This window comes from Ilumatobacter sp., from assembly GCF_046290335.1.
Classification (GTDB): Bacteria; Actinomycetota; Acidimicrobiia; order Acidimicrobiales; family Ilumatobacteraceae; genus Ilumatobacter_A.
On sequence record NZ_JBKAGH010000010.1, the window covers coordinates 113,588 to 132,698 of the forward strand.

A 19,111-nucleotide genomic window follows, 5' to 3' on the forward strand; every position below is an offset into this window, starting at 1 on the left:
CAGACCCACTCTGTCGCCGTCGGTGCCGGCTCGTCATCCCGACACCACCTCGCCCGGAATCGTCCTGCCGCTGCGAACGCGGCGACGCAGCCTCCACGCTGCCCACCGTTCGCTGGTGGTCGGTTCGTCGGGCATCTCGCCGAGGCGTCGCGACGCCGAGTCCGACACGCGGATGAGCAGAGCCAGGAGGATGTAGTTGGTGACCAGCGACGACCCGCCGTAGCTCACGAAGGGCAAAGTGATCCCGGTGAGCGGCACGACCTTGATGACGCCGCCGATGATGATGAACGCCTGCACGCCGATGATCGTCGTGAGGCCGACCGCGAGCAGCTTCTCGAAGGTGCGTTCGGTGCGCAGCGCGGTGCGCAATCCGGCACCGACGATCAGGAGGTACGCCATGAGTATCGCGGTCGCTCCGATGAGCCCGAGTTCCTCGCCGATCGACGCGAAGATGAAGTCGTTCTGCGCCTCTGGGACCTGATTCGGGTTGCCGCGTCCGAGACCGGTGCCGGTGAGCCCGCCGTCGGCGAGCCCGAACAGCGCCTGCACGATCTGGTACCCCTTGTCGAGCGAGTCCGACCATGGGTCCTGCCAGATCTCGACTCGCGTCTGCACGTGGGTGAAGCGACGCCACGCGAAGTACGCGGCTCCGGCGAAGAGCACGAGGCCGATCCAGACGTACGCGATGCGTTCGGTGGCGACCCACATCATCACGACGAAGAGCGTGAAGAACAGCAGCGACGAACCGAGGTCGCGTTGGGCCACCATCACGACGACGGCGAAGCCCCACGCGACGCCGATCGGCAGGATGAAGCGTGGCTCGGGGAGGTGAATCGGGCCGACCTTCCAGGTTCGGGCGGCGATGACCTCGCGGTTGTCGGCGAGGTACGCAGCGAAGAAGATCGCGAGCGCGAGCTTGGCGAACTCGCCGGGCTGGAAGTTGATCGGACCGAGGCTGACCCAGATGCGTGCGCCGTTGATGTTGCTGCCGAGACCGGGAACGAGTGGGAGCAAGAGTGCGCCGGCGCCACCGAAGAACAGCATCCACCGGTAGCGGGCCAGGTCGCCCGGCCGTTGGATCAGGACCAGCGTGGCGACGAACACGCCTATCGCGATCATGCTCCACGTCGCTTGCAGCCCGGCGAGTTCGTCGTCGAGTCGTGTGATCATCACGAACCCGATGCCGTGGAGCAGCGCGGCGAGCGGCAACAGTGTCGGATCGGCGCCGCGTGCCACGAGGCGCACGACGATGTGAGCGAGCAGCAGCAGCCCCAGCAAGAACGCGACGAACACGACGATGCCGGGTGGGATCTCGGCGTTGGTGCCGAGCGCCGCGAGTGTGTACGCGGCGCCGGTGATGCACACCGCCATGACGATGAGCGTGAGTTCCGCGTTGCGGCGGCGGCGGGGGAGCGGTGAGTCGTCGTGTCGTCGACGCCGGGCTTGGCGACGGGTTTCGACGACGGCGACGTCGGCGTGATCCGTCAACGTCTCGGACATCGCATCACCCCTCGGTCGTCGGCGGCGAAGAGGACGCTGGTGTCGTCGGTTCGGGCTCCGGTTCCGGTTCTGGTTCCGGCTCGGGCTCGGGCTCGGGCTCGGCGAGTTCGAGGCTGCGGACGAACGCTTCGGCGTCGTTTCGCGCAGAGAACGTGCGCCGCTCCTCCACCAACTCGACGCTGTCGTCGGCGAGTTCGTCGCGGTTGGGTCCGCTGCTCACGACGGTCGGCTCGATCCAGAGCACCCCGCCGCGCCGACCTTGATAGATGGTGATGTCGTCGTCGCGATCGAATTCGACGTAGTAGCCCCGCCGAGCCCACGCCCCGACGGCGACCGAGCTGGCGATCAGCGCGGCGAGCACGACGAAGACGGCGATTGCACGGCCGGGCTTCGCGCGGCGCCGCGAGCGATCGGTCGCCGCGACGGCGTCGCCAGGCTGCCCGTGATCGCTGTCGTCTCTGGTGCTCGCGTCCGTTGCGCCGGTGTTGTCGCTCATGCCGGTGGCGGCGTCGCCCGAGCGGGCGGCCTGACGGCGACGGCGTCGCTCGCGGCGGCTGAGTGGCCCGTCGTCGGGGTCGGCTGACGAGTCCGAGCGATCGTTGGCGGGAGCGTCGGAGATGTCGACGGCGAGCGGCGCGAGTACGGCAGGTTCGCCGGTCATCGTCGGCGCAGGGTGAGGCATGGTGTCGTCGGCCCACGAGGGGACCAGATCGAGTTCCTGCGTCGGATCCGGTGGGTCGTCGCCGTCGAGCACGTCGACCACGACGACCGTCACGTTGTCGCGTCCGCCAGCGTCGTTGGCCATCGCGATCAGGCGGTCGGCTGCAGCTTGTGGGTCGTCGAACTCGAGGAGTGTGGCGGTGATCTCCGCATCGGTCACCTCGTCGACGAGCCCGTCGCTGCACAGCAGGTACCGGTCGCCGCGAATCAACGGCAGTGTCCACCAGTCGACCTGGACGTCGGGTTCGATGCCGAGCGCACGGGTGATGATGTTGCGTCGAGGGTGGTAGCGGGCTTCGTCTTCGGTGATGTGGCCCGTGGTCACCAATTCCTGCACATAGCTGTGGTCGACGGTGACGCGTCGGAGCCGGTTGTGGCGGAACAGGTAGGTGCGCGAGTCACCGACATTGGCGAGGATCAGTGCTTCAGGCTTGACGAGGGGCACGACCGGTGTGGTGCGCAGGTTGCCGTTCGGGTCGGTGTCGACGGGGTCGTTGTCGTCGATGTTGGGTTCGCCACGCCCGGCCATCGGGTCTTGGATGACGGCGATCACTGTGACCGTGGTGCCCATCCCGGCCTGGCCCGGATTGGCGATCGCCGCGCGGAAGATGTCGCCGTTCGCGGAGACGATCGCTTCGACGACCTGCTCGGCGGTGAGCCCGCTGTCGTTGTCGAGTTCGCCGCGGAGTCGTTCGACCGCGATGTGGCTGGCGACTTCGCCCGCTTCGTGGCCGCCCATCCCGTCGGCGACGACGAAGATGCCGTCGGCGGCATGCAGGTTGTCTTCGTTCTGGGTTCGAATCTGGCCGGTGTGCGTGCCGGCGCCCCATCGCAGCTCAGCCATGCTCGCCTCCCGACGTCGACCGTGCACAGGCTGCTGGCCTGCTGGTCGTCGGCGTGCTGGTCTCGTCGCCAGTGGTTCGAGGGGTGTGATGACGAGCCGGTGTGAGTGTCTGCGTCATTGGGCCTCGATCACCGTCGTGCCGACCTGGATGCGATCGCCGGGCTGGAGCAGTTTGGAACCGCGCAGCCGATTGCCGTTGTGGAAGGTGCCATTGGTCGATCCGAGATCTTCGACCATCGGTTGGCCGTCGTAGTCGTACACACGCAGGTGGAGTTGAGAAACGTAGCTGTCGTCCTGGATCGAGATCGTGCACTTCTCGTCGCGGCCGAGGGTGATCTCGCCGGTCAGTGCGATCGCCATGCCGCGACGATGGCGTGGTTCGAGTATGACGAGTCGGGCTGCACGCCCGCGACGACCCTTCGCTGGGCGCTGCTGCTTACCGCGTGCAGGAGCCGCAGCGGCACCGCGAGGCATCGGTGCGGTCGCCGCCGAAGTCTGTCGCGCTCCCGCGTTCGCAGTGGGTCGAGTCGGGGTCATTGGCCGGGCCTTGGGGGTGCGGACCTCGCTCCACACCGCCCACAGCACGCGAGCGAAGAACAAGTAGATGAGGCCGAGCAGCGTCAACTTGAGGACGTTCAGCACCTGGTCGCTCATCGGGCCGGAGCTCCGGTGCGATCGTTGGCGGCGTCGGTCGTCATCAGGTGGCGTACGTACAGGTGTCGGCGGTGTGGGCGGCGAGGGAGGTGCGGATGGCGAGGGTGTGGGCGGCGAGGGTGCTGGTGTTCGGGTGGTGGCGGTGCAGGCTGTCGAGGCCGGGGCGATGGTTCACGTGGCGGGGGATGATGATGACGGTCGAGATTGCGGCGGTGGTGACGGAGGTGCTGTCCCTGTCGGTCAGCTCGACTCGAAGCGGACGTGGGTGGACCCGAAGCTGACGATGTCGCCGTCGGCGAGCGGGTGCTCGCCTTGGACTCGCACGCCGTTCACGAGCGTGCCGTTGGTCGAGCCGAGGTCGGTGACGATGTAGGAGCCGCGACCGGGGGAGATGCGTGCGTGCTCGCGACTGACGTTGCCGTCGTCGATGGTGATCGTGCACTCGGGGAGCCGGCCGACGGTGGTGACGTGCTCGCCGAGACTGATGCGTTGGCCGGACGGCATGACGACCGATCCGGCGCCGACGCCGTTTGCTGCTTGCTTGAGCTGCGAGACGATCCCGAAGCGGCCGTTCTTCAACCCGTTGTCGACGGTCAGGGCGACGCGGACCGGCCCGATGAAGTGGTACGCCTCCTCGCGTGCGTACTCGCGAGCCGCCTCGGCGAGCTCGGTGACGAGGGCGGTTTCGATGTCGTTGAAGCTTGCGTGATCGGCTGGCGAGAGCAGCACGGTGAAGTCGTTGGGGACCATGCGCCGACCCTTGACGTCGACGGTTCGGTTGTCGTCCATCTCGCGCACGAGACGCCGACCGAGCTCGATGGGGCGGATGGACCCGCGGGAACGTCTGAACACGCCCTCGACCATACGCTCCAGACGCCGCTCCAATGACTGCAATCCCATAAGTGGCTGCCGATCGTACTTCCGCCAACCCCCCAACCTCCCCGCACCATCCCACCCCGTCCCACCCCGTCCGACCGCGTCCCAACCCGTCCATCCCACCTGCCATCCCACCTGCCATCCCACCTCTCCGGTGAGCATCATCCGCCCGCTACCGGACAAACCTCATCGCGCCCACGACCCCCGCCGCTCCGATGAGCATCGTCCGCTCGCTACCGGACGATGCTCACCGCGACGGCGTCGGCGCCCGGAGGTTCGAGACGGTGGAGTTTCCGGCGCGCGGCCGCTAGCGTTCGGGGTTCCACTTGCGCGAGTGGCGGAATGGCAGACGCGCTGGCTTCAGGTGCCAGTGAGGGCAACCTCGTGGGGGTTCAAGTCCCCCCTCGCGCACGAGAAATCCCTTGCCCTGCAGGGGATTTCTTCGCGTCTGGGGTCTCGATGCATGTCGGTCAGAGTGAGAGGTAGCGGCGGGTCTGCCAGATTTCGAGGGGCTTCCAGCGGTAGCCGCTCCGGTACCGACGGTCGACGACCATCGTGAACGCGGTGCCGTGTGCATCGAGACACAGGGTTTCCAAGGGGCCGGGGAGATCGGGCGGCCCGAAGATCCAGCGGGGCGCCACGGACTCGGATGCGGGCAGCATCCCGAGCAGCCGGAGTCGACCGAACTCGCCGCCGGCAAGGAGGTGCTGCGTCGGGAGCCACCCGGCACAGCGCTCGACGAAGCGCTCCCATGCGAGCACACCGCCCTCGCGGGAGGCGGACTGATCGGGATGAACGGCGACCGCGTCGTGCCCCGACGGCAGCCGGACGATGCATCGGACAGCGGTCTCGTTGATGCCGACATCTCCCACGTCCGCCGCCTCGGCCCCGCGCCGACTCGATGATCCGGGAACCCAGCATTGGCAGAGGAAGTCGGCGGGCGCCCCGACATCGAAATGGCAACGCAGCGGCTCAGCCAACGTCTCGATCGGGTCGCCCCGGATGCGCTCGTGCGCCTCGAACCACTCGAGCATCGCCAGCACGGCGGTGCCGGTGTCGGCAGCGACGGTGCGAACCGGGCCAGCATCGTCGCAGTCTTCGACCGCGACGATGGCGCGACCCATCACGTTCAGCACGTCGGGTCGGCGAAGTGAGAGGCCGACGTCGTCGAGAAACGGAGCGAGGCCGTGACAGGCGAGGAGCAGGTGCTCCCGCGCGATGTGCGGCTGGTCGCCGACACGACGCTCGTGCGACGTCGGCACCGTCGCGACTCGGCGATCGTGGTCGGGCCGCGACGAAACGCGGCGCTCCGGCGGGGATTCGTCGGGTGCACCGCGTGCAATGGCGCGGACGACATCGTCGACGAGGCGACCATGTCGGGCTTCGATCGGTGCGAGCACCGCAGCGATCGGAACCGAAGGCGTGTGCTGGATGCAGTGGCGCACCGTGTCCAGAAAGGCGCGATGAGCGACCGCGACGGCGTCGTCGAACTCGTCGAGTTCGTCGAGGAACTCGTCGGTCAAGAACTCCTCCTCGGCAAGACCGTCCTCGTCGAATCGGCACCCACAACTCAGCGCTTGCGCACCGCACCAACCGCAGCGCTCGAGGTCGCAGCCGGGATGATGGAGCGCACCGACCGGCGTACCGCAGTCGGCGCACGGCACCCGCGCCGGTTCGCCCCACGCGTCTCGATGTGCCAATCGTGCGATCGGAGCACCACGATCGTGAAACGCCTCGACGGTGCATCCGACACCTCGACGCATCTCGTGGAAGCAGTACCTGCAGAGGGCCATGGGGACATGATGACGATGGGGTGTATCAGTCTGATCTCGGACACGACCGACGGAGGACGCGTCGGATTCCGGCCGGGGCGGAGATGACAGGGGCCGACGGCGCATTCGGCGCGACGGCGGGAACCAGACGAGTTCGGCGAACGTCCAAGTCGCCATGAAACCTTCACTCATCGTTCTCGCAGGCCTGGCGATGTTCGCCGCCGCTGCCTGTGGGTCGGCCGACGACGCCGGAACGCCCCTCGACCCGGTGGACCCCGAGCCCACCGATGCTCCCTCGGATTCCACCGGCTCACCGGCCGACACGACAGATACGTCCGACGCGGCCGACCCCTTCGGGGACACCACGTGGCGATTGGCGGCGGGCGATGTCGACGGCGACGCACTCGTGTTGCTCGACGCGAACCCGGTCACCCTGAGCGTCGACCCCGATGGTGGGATCGGCGGCACGGCCGCATGTAACAACTACGGGGGTCCGTTCATGGCGACACTCGACACCAGCAGCGATACCGGCGGCGATACCGGCGACATGTTCTCGCTGACGTTCGGCGCCCTCTTCCGTACCGAGATGGCGTGCTTCCCGGACGAGGTCAACCAGCTGGAGTCCGCCTACCTCGCCGCGCTCGGCCGGGTGACGACCGCGCAGCGGGCCGGCGACGCTTTGACCCTCTCTGGCGACGGCATCCGACTCGACTTCGCCGCCGAAGCGGTCGAGCCAGCCGCCAGCCTCACCGGCACCGTGTGGTTGCTCGACTCCGTGATCAGCGGTGACAGCGCCTCGTCGAGTGTGTCGTCGACCGTGTCGCCGTCGAACACCGAGGCGACGCTGTCCGTCGGCGACGACGGCGAGGTGTCCGGATCGACCGGCTGCAACCGATTTAACGGCACGATCTCGATCATCGACGATCGCTTCGAACCGGCCGCGCTCGCCACGACCCGGATGGCTTGCGACCCGGCGCTCATGGAGCAGGAGCAGGCGGTCATGGCGGTCCTCGGCGGCGGCCCGAGGTGGTCGATCGATGGTCAGACCCTGACATTGCAGCTCGACGACGGAACCGGCCTCGTCTATCGAGCCGCGGTCTGACCTCGGTCGCCGCCTGAACCGAGAACCCCCGGTTGCTGGCTCGTCTACGGTTTGGGGATGGCTCACCCACCGATGTTCGACGCCGACGATCCGGCGTTGCGACGAGTCCGCGAGATCGCGTTCCGGTTCCCAGGAGCGAGCGAGAAGATCTCACACGGACGCCCGGCGTTCTACACGACGAAGGTCTTCGTCTACTTCGGCGGGTCGATCAAGATCGATGGCGAGTGGGTCCAACACGACCAGTCGGTGATGGTCCAACCCGACGAGTCCGATCGTCGCGCGCTCCTCGACGACGAGCGGACGTTCGTGCCGGCCTACCTCGGCCCCTCCGGATGGCTCGGCATCGACCTCCCGCCAGCGTCGAGCGACGACGGCTGGGACGAGATCGCCGAGTTGATCGACGCCTCGTACCGCCTCACCGCCGGCAAACGCCTCATCGCCGAACTCGACGCTCGTTGACGTGCTCCCGGGCTGACCTCTCCGAGTTCGACGTGTTTCCCATCGGATGAGTGGGGCCGCGTCGGCGGTTGCGGCCGGGGCGGCGGCTTCAGTGCGGGGTCGGGGGGCGTTGGAGCAGCGCGATGGTGGTGGCGGCGACGAGCATGATCGCGGTCGAGGCCACGCCGACGGTGGTGACCGCGTGCGGTGCGGTGTCGGTCGAGCCCAGGTTGCCGGCCGCGATGCCGAGCGGGCGATCGCCGATCTCGAGCAGCGAACTCAGCCACATCCACAGCGGCAGGCCGATCCCTCCGGCGACCAACCCGAGGCCGTACGTGCGCACCAGCAGGAAGCCGACGACGCCCGTCACGGCGATCAGCAACAGCTGCGTGAGCCGCCCGGCGAAGAACACGAACGGCAAGTTGTCGGTACCGAAGTTGACGTCGAAGTTCGCACCGCCGACGGTGATCAACGGCCCGACGGCGACCACCAGCGCGCTGACGGCGCCGAGGGCAGCGGTCCACGGGTTGAGCCCACGGCGCCCGCCGGTTCCCGCGGAGGTGAGCGAGAAGGCGAACACGATCAGGCCGATCGCGGCGACCGCGACGATCAGCCAGTAGCCGAGGTCGCGGGTCACCGTGAGCGTGAACGGGCCGGGTGTGGCCGGGTCGAGCGTGATGCGCTCGGCACTGTCGATCGGCACCTCGGCGAGCCCGAGCGTGAACGCGGCCCACCCGACCACGGCCAAGCCGGCCCCGCCCGCCATGCCCGCGCCCCAGCGGATGCCGAAACACTGCAACAGCGCGCCCACGAGCATCATCGCGGCGCCGACGAACCCGGCGACCGACAGGTTGGTGCCGAGGTCGGCGAGCGTCGACAACTGATTCGGGATGCCCGACACCACGCGAGTCGTGCGGATGTCGGTGACGTCGGCGAGGCTCGCCATCAGCGTTGCGATCATGCCGAGGATGGCGAACACGAACGCGGGACGCAGTCGAAACCGATTCGGGTCGTCGACCAGCAACGGGCCGGCTTCGGCATCGAACACGACCGGCTGCTCGTTCGTCGCCCCTGCATCGAAGGGTGGCTGGGTCGGGATCGTCGTGGTGGCAGCCGGCACCGTGGCGCTGGCATCGACGGGCGGGTCGAGCGGTGGAGCGAAGTGCACGTCGCCCGGCTCGGGTAGCGGATCGCCCCACTCCGGCTCGGCCGCCGGTGGCGCAGTCGCCGGATCGAACAACGACGACCCGACCCGCGGCGACCCGACGGCGGGCGCGGCGCCCGCGTCGGGGAGCTCGCTGGCCGGGATGGCCTGCGTGTCGGGCAGGTCGGGGTCGTGTCGGGTCGCGTCGGGCAATTCGGCGGCGGGGATCGGCTGGGTGTCGGGCAGTTCGTCGTCTCGCAGCCCGTCGTCTCGCGGTTCGGATTCGGCGTCGGGTTCGGCGGGGATCGAGTCGGCCGGCAGGGCGGCGAGTTCCTGCGTCGCATCGGTGACGCCGGCCAGCGACTCGCCACACTGATGGCAGAATCGTTGCTCCTCGCCGACCTCGACGTTGCAGACATGGCACCGCATCGAGATGACTGTACGAGATGGCGACCGACCTCGCGGTTCGATTGCCCGCCCGGTCGATCTCCCCGGCTCGTGTCAGCACGCTCGAGCCGGCAAGCTCGCTGGCCGATCGTCAGGATCGCGAGTTGCGCAGGCGTCGTAGTTGGGAGGCGACGTAGGGACGTGCCCGTCGCTGTCCGCCTCGCTCGGCGATGCGTGTCTCCAGCGACTCCAGCACCCGCACGAGGCGGTCCCGGTCGGGATGCCACCCGAGTCCCTCGCATTCGTCGGCCCACTCGGCGGGCGTGCGATGCCCTCGCCGCCCGTTGCAACGTCTGCAGGCAGCGACCTCGTTCTCGAGCCAACTCGGGCCGCCCTTGATCCGTGGGACGACGTGCTCCGTGGTCACCGTGACCAACCCGCGGTCGTCGCCCGGCCCGAGACCGCACCCGCACCACACACAGGTCGCGCCGTCACGCTCCAGGATCACTGCCATGCGACCCGCCCGATCGAGCCCCGAGCCCGAGGACGTCGGACTCGTCGAACGCGCCCGCACACCGCGTCGTCGCCCGGGCGCGGTCGGCCGCTGCTCGGTTCGTCGTTGGCGTCGTCGACCGCTCATGGAGAGATCACGGGAAGAATGGTCACATGAGCGGCCGCTTCGCGCCATCTCCGACCGGAGATCTTCACCTCGGCAACCTGCGCACCGCCGTGATCGCCTGGCTGGCCGCACGTGCGGCTGGCGTCGACTTCATCATCCGGATGGAGGACCTCGACATCGTGCAGGCGTCGCCCGAACACGAACGATCACAATTGGCGGATCTCGCCGCGCTCGAGATCACCTCCGACGTCGAGGTGATTCGTCAGAGCGAGCGATTCGATCGCTACCACGCCGCCATCGACGACCTCACCGCCCGCGGCCTCACCTACGAGTGCTTCTGTTCTCGTCGGGAGGTGCGTGCCGAGATCGAGAACTCGACGAGCGCGCCACACCTCCCGCCGGGCTCGTATCCGGGCACGTGCCGAGACCTCACCGACGCACAGCGAGTGCGACGGGCCAGGGATCGCCCACCAGCACTGCGGCTGCGTGCGCCTGACGGCGAGGTGATGACGGTGGTCGACCAGGTGGCGGGTGAGTTCGCCGGCGGGGTCGACGACACCGTGTTGCGCCGCAATGACGGCGTCCCTTCGTACAACGTCGCGGTGGTTCTCGACGATGCAGCGCAGGGCGTCACCCAGGTCGTGCGCGGCGATGACCTGCTGTCGTCGACGCCGCGCCAGATCCACCTCCAGCGGTTGTTCGACGTTGCGACCCCGACGTACGCCCACGTGCCGCTCGTGATCGGCGGCGACGGCGAACGCCTCTCGAAGCGCCATGGATCGGTCACCCTCGGCGACCTGGCCCACATCGGACTCGGCCCGCTCGACGTGCTCACCTGGATCGGACACACGTTGGGACGCGCGTTCGAGCCTCGACCCGAGTCGATCGAGGACGCACTCGCCGCCATGCTCGATCGATTCGACGTGCGCACGCTCGCGTCGGATCCCGTCGTCGCGCCGCTCTGGAGCTGACCGACGACGACACCTTTCGAAGTCGTGAACTTCTGTCCGAATCGGGCAATCATCCGGTGACGGGATGGCGTGGATCGGTACCATGGAGAGCCGTGGCCCACGCAGATCGACGCCAGGCAACCATCGGTTGCGGCATCATCTTCGGTTTGGCCGCGCTCGTCGGCTGTTCGTCTGCGATCACGTCGGGGAACACCGGCGGCGGTGAAGGGGCCTCCGCCGCACCCCAGCAACTCGTCGCACCGTCGTCCGTGGTGACCACGGTGACCACGGTGCCGGAAACGACCACGACATCCACCACCACCACGACCACCACCACGACGACGACGACGGTTGCTCCGACGACGACGATGCCGGCGCCGATCATCGAGGTTCCGCCGCTCGACGAACCGATCCAGCCGATCGGCACCTCCAGCGGCCAAGAAGCGTCCCGCGTGCAGCTCCGGTTGCTCCAGCTCGGGTTCTGGGTGCAGAGTGCCGATGGCGACTACGGCCTCACGACCCGGCAGGCGGTCATGGCGTTCCAGAAGTACCTGGGCTTCGATGAGCCCGACGGCCGCGTCGACGAGCAGACCGCGCTCGCGCTCTCGACCGAGACCGTGCGCCCTCACGGCCGAGCCAACTCCGGCACGCTCGTCGAAGTCGACAAGGGCAAGCAGTTGCTCTTCTTCATCATCGACGGCAAGACGGAGTGGATTCTCAACACCTCGACCGGCGACGGCGAGGCGTACACCGAACCGGACCAGAACACCCCGGGTGAAGTGATCAACGGTGTCTCGATCACGCCCAGCGGCTTGCACAAGGTGAACCGTGAGCGCCCCGAAGGTTGGTGGGAAGGCGATCTCGGTGAGATCTACCGCCCGAAGTACTTCGTGGGTGGCGTCGCGGTGCATGGCTCGAACAGCATCCCGAACTACCCGGCGTCGCACGGTTGCGTGCGCGTCAGCGTGCCGGCGATGGACTGGATCTGGGACTCCGGCATCATGCCGATGCGGACCCCGGTGTGGGTCCACGACGGCGCGTGATGCGTAATCGGTGATTCGGCGCTGCGACGACGAGTCACCCGCAGATCCGGCGGTGTACGGGTCGCTCGTACCGGCGTGACAGACTCGGCCGATGCTCCCTGGAGTTGCCTCGATCCGACCGTGGACCGACCCGAGCGTCACCTCGATCGGACGTCTCCCGATGGCGCCGCCGTCGCCTGCCTTCGCATCGATCGACGAGGCTCGCGCCGCTGATCCCGTCGATCCGGTGTCGTCGCCGTGGCGCCGCCGCCTCGACGGCCGCTGGGCGTTCCGTCTGTTCGATCACCCCGATGCGGTCCCGACCGCGGCGATCAGCACGAAGAACAACACCGCACCGACCAGTTCGGCGTGGACGCAGGTTCGCGTGCCCGGCAACTGGACCCTCCAGAACGTGGTCGACCAGCGCGGGGCCCGCGACCTTCCGCACTACACCAACGTCCAGATGCCCTTCGATGGGCCGCCGCCGAAGCTGCCCGAGCGCAACCCGACCGGCGTCTACCGTCGTGTGGTCAACGTGCCCAAGACGTGGCTGCGGCGCCAGGTGGTGTTGCACATCGGTGGAGCCGAGAGCGTGCACGTCGTCTACGTCAACGGAGCCTTCGCCGGCTACGGCACCGACAGCCGGCTCGGGAGCGAATTCGACGTCACCGAGCACCTTCGCTCTGGCAAGAACGACCTCGCGATCGCCGTGATCAAGTTCAGCGCACAGAGCTATGTCGAAGACCAGGACCAATGGTGGATGGGCGGCCTGCACCGAGAGGTGTTCCTCGAGGCTCGTGCGACGACGCGACTTGTGTCGCTGGAGTGTGATGCCCGCTACGACGTCGAACGTGGCGGCGCGACGCTGACCGTGCGCTCCACCGTCGGCGGCGCCACACCCCCGACCGAGGGCTGGAGCGTGCGCACCACGGTCGAGACGCTGCGTGGGCGGCGTCTGGCCAAGCCCGACGTCGACGAGGTCCCCCATCGGTTCGCGCAGCCCTACGTGTTCACCGGCCACATCGCCGAGAGCCGCTTCGAGCTCAAGCGGGTCGACCCGTGGTCGGCCGAGTCACCGACCCGTTACCGCGTCGTCGCCGAGTTGCTCGATCCAGCGGGCACGGTCACCGAAGTGCATCGCCAACTCGTCGGGTTCCGCACGATCGAAGTGCGCGATCGCCAATTCCTCGTCAACGGCCAGCCGGTCTGGTTCTTCGGCGTCAACCGCCACGACCATCATCCCGATCGAGGCAAGGCCGTCACGACCGACGACCTGCGCGACGACCTGCTCGCGATGCGCCGACACAACATCACCGCCGTTCGCACGGCGCATTATCCGAACGACCCGCGACTGCTCGACCTGTGCGACGAGATCGGGCTCTACGTGGTCGACGAAGCCAACGTCGAGAGCCACGGCTACAACACCAGCCTGTGTCACGATCCGTCGTATCGAGCGACGTGGATCGAACGCGTCTCGCGGATGGTGCAGCGCGATCGGAACCATCCGTCGGTCGTGATGTGGTCGCTCGGCAACGAGTCGGGCTACGGCGAGCACCACGACGCAGCGGCCGCCTGGATCCGAGCGAGCGACCCGACCCGCCCGCTGCACTACGAAGGAGCAGTGTTCCACGACGGGTGGATCGACGGCGGCCTTCCGGCGACCGACGTGGTCTGCCCGATGTATCCGACGATCGAAGCGATCGCCGACTACGGACGCAGCGAACTCGGGCACCGGCCGTTGATCATGTGTGAGTACTCCCATGCGATGGGCAACTCGAACGGGTCGATCGCCGACTACTGGGACGTGATCACGTCGACGCCCGGCCTGCAGGGCGGCTTCATCTGGGAGTGGAAGGACCACGGAATCCGAACCCGGCTGCCGAACGGCAGACGCGGCGTCGCCTACGGCGGGCAGTTCGGCGAGGATCCGCACGACGGCAACTTCGTCGCCGATGGCATCATGTCGTCCGATCTCGAGCCGCATCCGGCGATCCAGGAGGTCGAGTGGGTGTATCGACCCGTGACGGTGGAGCTGGTCGACGGCCAGCGGCTGCGCATCACCAACCGTCGGAGCTTCGCGGCGCTCGACGACCTCGTCGCGAGATGGGAGCTCATCGTGGCCGGCGACGTGATCGACGGTGGTGTGCTCGACGTCGGCACGGTGCCGCCGCACGCGTCGGTCTCCGGCCCCCTGCCCTTTCCGGCTCCGGCGAATCGGGACGCTCACCTGTCGGTGCGCTGGACGCAGCGGCGAGCGACACCGTGGGCGCCGAAGGGCCACCTCGTGGCATGGGACCAAGTCGAGCTCGCGGCGCCGGCGACCTACTCGGCACCGACGTTCGTGCGATTCGACGCACCGCACGCCGCTCACCCCGACGTGCACGACGAGGCGCGACCCGACGGCGGGCTCGGCTTGGGCATCGAACCAACGCTGGCCGTGTTCCGAGCACCGACCGACAACGACGGGTTCAAGCTGATGCCCGAACTCCACGAGCGGCACGGCATCGGTGGCAAGGCACTCGGGGCCTGGCAGCGTGCCGGCCTCGACGTCGACGCCGCCGATCAGCACCTCGAACACCGCCACGACGTGGAGATCGGCTCCGACGGCAGCGATGTTCGTCAGGTCGTCCATCACCACGAGGTGGTGGTGCCGGACGAGTTCGACGACCTCGGTCGTGTCGGCGTCACCTTCGAGTTGCCCGCCGAGTTCGACCGGGTGCGGTGGTACGGCCGGGGCCCGAAGGAGAACTATCCGGACCGCAACCGCGGGGCGATGCTCGGCGTGTGGGACGCCCGGGTCGACGAGATGCCGTACCTGGTGCCCCAGGAGTTCGGTCTGCGTACCGACTGCCGCTGGTTCGAGTTCGTCCGCTCCGACACGAGCGAGACGCTCCGCCTCGACGTGCTCGATCCCGTCGCGCTCCACATGTCTGCCACCCGGTACCGAGACGACGTGCTCTATCGAGCGGCGCACGCCACCGATCTGCGACCGGGCTCCACGCTCGTCGTCCACGCCGACGTCGCCCACCGTGGGATCGGCACGGCGAGCTGCGGCCCCGACGTGCTCGCCCGCTACCGCATTCCGACGGGCACCCAACGCTTCAGCTATCGGCTCACCCGTCGACACGCTCGCTGATCCCGGACCTGCCGACCATCATCGGGTCCGATCGCGGCCCGTTCCGACCCGCTGGGGGACTTGATAAGGTCTTCGTCCAATGCTCGCCGACGGCAGCATCGACGGGCCCCGCCGCCCGAATGACGAGACTCCGCCCGGTGTCATGGACGTTGCCATGGATGGTCGGAGCGGTCGCTCCCGCCCGGTCGCAACCTCATCTGGCTCAACCTCATCTGGCGCAACCTCATCTGGCGCAACCTCGATCCGCCTGACCGAGGTCACCAAGGTCTTTGCCGGCTCCACCGAGCCCGCTGTCGATCGACTCTCGCTCGACATCGATGCGGGCACGATCACGGCCCTGCTCGGACCCTCGGGGTGCGGCAAGACCACCACGCTGCGCATGATCAACCGACTGGTCGAGCCGACGGCGGGAACGATCGAGATCGACGGCGTCGACATCCTCGGTCGGTCACCGCAAGAGCTGCGCCGCAGCATCGGCTACGTCATCCAGCAGGTCGGTCTGTTCCCGCATCGCACCATCGCCAGCAACGTCGCCACGGTCCCCGATCTGTTGGGATGGGATCGCAAACGAACGGCCGAACGCGTCGAGGAACTGACCACGCTCGTCGGGCTCGATCACGATCTGCTGTCTCGTTATCCCGACGAACTGTCGGGCGGTCAGCAACAGCGGGTGGGCGTGGCCCGAGCGCTCGCTGCCGACCCACCCGTGTTGCTGATGGACGAACCGTTCGGTGCGGTCGACCCGATCGTCCGGAGCCGGCTGCAAGACGAACTCCTCGACCTGCAGAGCAAGGTCCGCAAGACGATCGTCCTCGTCACGCACGATCTCGACGAGGCCCTTCGAATCGCGGACCGGATCGCGCTGCTCAACGTCGGAGGGATCCTCGAGCAAGTAGCGACCCCCGACGACTTGATGAGCGCACCGGCGAACGACTTCGTCGCGAGCTTCATCGGCGACGAGCGAGGCTTGCGTCGCCTCTCGCTCAAGACGGTCAGCGGCCTGAGACATCATCAGGGCCCGGTCGTGGCCGACAGCGCCGATCTGGCCGACGTCGAGGCGGTACTCGCCGCCGAGATGAGCGAGTGGCTCGGCATCACGGTCGACGAGCGTTTCGTGGGGTGGGTCCACGCCGACGACGCCCGCGCCGCATTTCGCGCACACGGCCGGCTCGACACCGACGCACTGCAGGTACCTGCGGCGCAGGTGCAACCCGACAGCACACTGCGAGCAGCCATGGAACTGATCATGAACGCCAACTCGTCCGCAGCGGTCATCGACGACGACGGCCGGTTCGGCGGTGTCGTCACGCTCGAAGACATCCGACGAAGCCTGGGAGCGCAGAGCCCGTGATCGCCCAAGCGACGAACCCGATCATCCGGTGGGAGTGGGTCGTCGAGGAATGGGACCAGATCCGTGAGGCCATCGTCGAACACCTGACCTTGACCGTGCTCGCCCTGGCGGTCGGTGTGGTGATCTCCGCGTTCCTGACCGCGTTGGTGCTCCGCGTGCGTTGGATGGCGACCCCGGTGACGGCGACCACCAGTCTGATCTACACGCTGCCGAGTGTCGCGTTGTTCGCGCTGCTCGCGCCCGTCTTCGGCAACCTCTCGCGCTGGACCGCCGTGCTGCCCCTGGCCGGCTACACGCTGCTGATCCTCGTGACCAACGCGGTCGCGGGGTTTCAGTCGGTACCCGCCGCCGTTCGCGACGCAGCCGATGGCATGGGGATGTCGCCGGCGCGCCGCGTCTGGAGCGTCGAGCTTCCCTTGGCGATTCCGTTCATCATGACGGGCATCCGGATCGCGTCGGTGTCGACGGTCGGCTTGGTGACGGTCGCTGCGATCATCGGACAGGGGGGGCTCGGCGGGTTGATCTTCAGCGGTCTTCGACGCACCTTCTGGACCCCGATGACCGTCGGCGCGTCGCTGTCGATCATCTTGGCGTTGGCGATCGACGCGCTGCTGGTGCTCGCTGGCACGTTGCTGACGCCGTGGCAACGTCGGCGACGCACCCCGAAGCAAGCAACATCTCCGGCCGCGGCGACAGCAGGAACCACCGCGGTGGTGGCGTCGTGATCGTGCGCGCCGTGAGCAACGCAGCGGGGAGTCCTGCGCAGACCGCCGTGCGGCGAGACATCGGGTTCTTCGAGTGGTTCTTCGACCCCGACACGTGGAGCGGGCGCGGTGGCATCCTCGAGTCGCTCGTCGACACCGTGATCCTCTGCGCCGCAGCGACCGTGGCCGCTGCGCTCATCGCGGTGCCGGTCGCAGCGATCCTCGCGCACTATCGGTTGGCGCAGATGACGAGCACCTGGCTCGTCAGCTTGAGTCGGGCGGTTCCCACATTCGCCATCGCTGCACTCCTCGTCCCCTGGTCGTTGCGACGCGGATGGGGCTTCGAGCCGTGGCCGATCTTCATCGCGCTCTTTCTGTTGGCGGTCGTTCCGATCTTCCTCAACACCTACGTCGCGATCCGCCAGGTTCCGCAGGGCTCGGTCGATGCCGCTCGAGCTCTGGGCTACGACGAGCGCTCGATTCTCGCCCGAGTCGAGTTCGCCCTCGGCGCCTCGTTGATCATGGCCGGCGTTCGTGTCGCGGCCATTCAGGTCGTCGCGACCGAACCGATCCGTGCCTTCCTCGGAGGCGACGGTCTCGGACGTTACGTTCGCGACGGATTCGGGCAGAACAACACCACACTCGTCGTCGGGGGCATCGTGCTCATCGGCGGACTTGCCGCCTCGACCGCCGGGGTGTTCGTTCTGGTGGAACGACTCGCCCTTCCCGCTGGCGTACGCCGACTCGCCCGCCACTCCCGACCGTGACACCGAGCCAGCACTTCGCCAACACTTCGCCAGCACTTCGCCAACATTTCGCCAACAAGGAGAAACAGCTATGACCACACCTACACGACACCGGATTCTCGCCAAGGTGCTCGCGCCGTTGGCCGTCTTCGGCCTCGTCGCCGCAGCATGCGGTAGCGACGACGACGGCGACGATGCTGCGGCGACCACCCAGGCGCCGGCCGAGGAGACCACGGCTCCGGCCGACAGCGTTGCGACGTCCGACGGCGAGGCACCGGCTGCCGACGGACCGACCATTCGCGTCCGCGGTCAGGACTTCAGCGAGGCGATCACAATCGCCGAGGTCTACGGCCAATACCTGCAAGCGAAGGGGTATCCCGTCGAGATTCTCACGCCGGCCGGCTTCCGCACCGAAGCGATCGATGGCATCGCCAACGGCGACCTCGAGTTGATCATCGACTACATCGGCGGCTCGCAGGCAGCGTTGGCTCCCGACGCTCCTTCGACGGCAGACGCCGACGAGATCATGGAGATCATCCGTCCGGCGTTCGCCGACATCGGCGGGACGCTGCTCGACTATTCACCTGCGGTCGACGGCGATGCGTTCGTCGTGCGAGGTGACTCCGAAGCGTCGACCATCTCCGATGTCGCCGGCCTCGACTACGTGCTCGGGGCGTCGTCGCAGTGCGTCGAACGCCCGCAGTGTCTGATCGGACTCGAGGACCCCGACGTCTACGGGATCACCTTCGCCGATTACGTGACGCTCGAGTTCGGGCCGATCCTCGGCGAAGCGTTGGCCAGCGGTGATGTCGACGCGGTTATCTGGAACACGACGGCGCCTCAGATCACCGAGCAGGGCTTCAAGGTGCTCGACGACGACCAGGGGCTGTTCCCGGCGCAGAACATCGCGCCGATCGTCGCGACCGACGTGCTCGAAGCGTACGGCGACGGCCTCGCTGCCGACATCGACGCGTTGAGCGCCATGATCACGACGGACGACCTGCTCGCTTGGAACACCGAGACCGATATCGAGTTCCGGGAGTCCGACGCCGTGGCGACCGAGTGGCTGGAAGCCAACGATCTTCTCTGATGATCGTGCGCTGATGATCGTGCGCTGATCGTCGTCCGTTGATCGAAAGAGACAGG

17 protein-coding genes and 1 tRNA gene are annotated in these 19,111 nt (G+C 67.8%); 10 read left to right on the forward strand and 8 right to left on the reverse strand.

Features of this window, described 5'->3' with window-relative positions:
• Nucleotides 1-33: 33 nt before the first annotated feature.
• The 5 genes from ACE37B_RS24110 to ACE37B_RS24130 form a co-directional block, all read right to left on the reverse strand.
• On the reverse strand, nucleotides 34-1,500 hold the full coding sequence (locus tag ACE37B_RS24110) for an FtsW/RodA/SpoVE family cell cycle protein (protein WP_409925908.1): 1,467 nt from the start codon (nucleotides 1,498-1,500) through the stop codon (nucleotides 34-36).
• 4 nt (nucleotides 1,501-1,504) lie between these two features.
• A complete protein-coding gene (locus tag ACE37B_RS24115) occupies nucleotides 1,505-3,064 on the reverse strand; it encodes a protein phosphatase 2C domain-containing protein (protein ID WP_409925909.1) in 1,560 nt (519 codons plus the stop codon).
• A gap of 114 nt (nucleotides 3,065-3,178) precedes the next feature.
• A complete protein-coding gene (locus ACE37B_RS24120) occupies nucleotides 3,179-3,718 on the reverse strand; it encodes an FHA domain-containing protein (RefSeq protein WP_409925910.1) in 540 nt (179 codons plus the stop codon).
• 43 nt (nucleotides 3,719-3,761) lie between these two features.
• Nucleotides 3,762-3,893 carry a hypothetical protein gene (locus ACE37B_RS24125; protein WP_409925911.1) on the reverse strand — a complete coding sequence of 44 codons (132 nt, stop codon included), beginning with the start codon at nucleotides 3,891-3,893 and terminating at the stop codon, nucleotides 3,762-3,764.
• A gap of 65 nt (nucleotides 3,894-3,958) precedes the next feature.
• Nucleotides 3,959-4,759, reverse strand: coding sequence for an FhaA domain-containing protein (locus ACE37B_RS24130; RefSeq protein ID WP_409925912.1), 801 nt, complete (start codon nucleotides 4,757-4,759; stop codon nucleotides 3,959-3,961).
• Nucleotides 4,760-4,922: 163 nt separating this feature from the next.
• Here ACE37B_RS24130 and ACE37B_RS24135 point away from each other — a divergent pair.
• A tRNA-Leu gene (locus tag ACE37B_RS24135) sits at nucleotides 4,923-5,005 on the forward strand.
• A 59-nt stretch (nucleotides 5,006-5,064) separates the two neighbouring features.
• Here the strand turns inward: ACE37B_RS24135 and ACE37B_RS24140 are convergent.
• Nucleotides 5,065-6,387 (reverse strand): hypothetical protein, encoded by a 1,323-nt coding sequence (locus tag ACE37B_RS24140; protein WP_409925913.1) that lies wholly within the window; start codon nucleotides 6,385-6,387, stop codon nucleotides 5,065-5,067.
• A 154-nt stretch (nucleotides 6,388-6,541) separates the two neighbouring features.
• Between ACE37B_RS24140 and ACE37B_RS24145 the strand changes: the two genes are divergently transcribed.
• Nucleotides 6,542-7,468, forward strand: a complete 927-nt coding sequence (locus ACE37B_RS24145; RefSeq protein ID WP_409925914.1) for an META domain-containing protein — start codon at nucleotides 6,542-6,544, stop codon at nucleotides 7,466-7,468.
• Nucleotides 7,469-7,525: 57 nt separating this feature from the next.
• Nucleotides 7,526-7,927, forward strand: coding sequence for an MmcQ/YjbR family DNA-binding protein (locus ACE37B_RS24150; RefSeq protein ID WP_409925915.1), 402 nt, complete (start codon nucleotides 7,526-7,528; stop codon nucleotides 7,925-7,927).
• An 88-nt stretch (nucleotides 7,928-8,015) separates the two neighbouring features.
• On the opposite strand, the gene ACE37B_RS24155 is transcribed toward ACE37B_RS24150, so the two are convergent.
• Both ACE37B_RS24155 and ACE37B_RS24160 read right to left on the reverse strand, forming a co-directional pair.
• A complete protein-coding gene (locus ACE37B_RS24155) occupies nucleotides 8,016-9,479 on the reverse strand; it encodes a hypothetical protein (protein ID WP_409925916.1) in 1,464 nt (487 codons plus the stop codon).
• 109 nt (nucleotides 9,480-9,588) lie between these two features.
• Entirely contained in the window at nucleotides 9,589-9,951 is a 363-nt protein-coding gene (locus ACE37B_RS24160; protein WP_409925917.1) for an HNH endonuclease, read from the reverse strand.
• Between the two features lie 152 nt (nucleotides 9,952-10,103).
• Between ACE37B_RS24160 and gluQRS the strand changes: the two genes are divergently transcribed.
• From gluQRS to ACE37B_RS24195, 7 genes are all read left to right on the forward strand, one after another.
• Nucleotides 10,104-11,027 carry a tRNA glutamyl-Q(34) synthetase GluQRS gene (gluQRS, locus tag ACE37B_RS24165; protein WP_409925918.1) on the forward strand — a complete coding sequence of 308 codons (924 nt, stop codon included), beginning with the start codon at nucleotides 10,104-10,106 and terminating at the stop codon, nucleotides 11,025-11,027.
• A gap of 92 nt (nucleotides 11,028-11,119) precedes the next feature.
• A complete protein-coding gene (locus ACE37B_RS24170) occupies nucleotides 11,120-12,049 on the forward strand; it encodes a L,D-transpeptidase family protein (protein ID WP_409925919.1) in 930 nt (309 codons plus the stop codon).
• Between the two features lie 91 nt (nucleotides 12,050-12,140).
• Nucleotides 12,141-15,164, forward strand: coding sequence for a glycoside hydrolase family 2 TIM barrel-domain containing protein (locus ACE37B_RS24175; protein ID WP_409925920.1), 3,024 nt, complete (start codon nucleotides 12,141-12,143; stop codon nucleotides 15,162-15,164).
• A 154-nt stretch (nucleotides 15,165-15,318) separates the two neighbouring features.
• Nucleotides 15,319-16,515, forward strand: coding sequence for a betaine/proline/choline family ABC transporter ATP-binding protein (locus ACE37B_RS24180; protein WP_409925921.1), 1,197 nt, complete (start codon nucleotides 15,319-15,321; stop codon nucleotides 16,513-16,515).
• Nucleotides 16,512-17,240, forward strand: a complete 729-nt coding sequence (locus ACE37B_RS24185; protein WP_409925922.1) for an ABC transporter permease — start codon at nucleotides 16,512-16,514, stop codon at nucleotides 17,238-17,240. The genes ACE37B_RS24180 and ACE37B_RS24185 overlap by 4 nt, the downstream gene beginning before the upstream one ends.
• 11 nt (nucleotides 17,241-17,251) lie before the next feature.
• On the forward strand, nucleotides 17,252-17,986 hold the full coding sequence (locus ACE37B_RS24190; RefSeq protein ID WP_409925923.1) for an ABC transporter permease: 735 nt from the start codon (nucleotides 17,252-17,254) through the stop codon (nucleotides 17,984-17,986).
• 70 nt (nucleotides 17,987-18,056) lie between these two features.
• Nucleotides 18,057-19,055 (forward strand): glycine betaine ABC transporter substrate-binding protein, encoded by a 999-nt coding sequence (locus ACE37B_RS24195; RefSeq protein ID WP_409925924.1) that lies wholly within the window; start codon nucleotides 18,057-18,059, stop codon nucleotides 19,053-19,055.
• The last annotated feature ends 56 nt before the right edge of the window (nucleotides 19,056-19,111 follow it).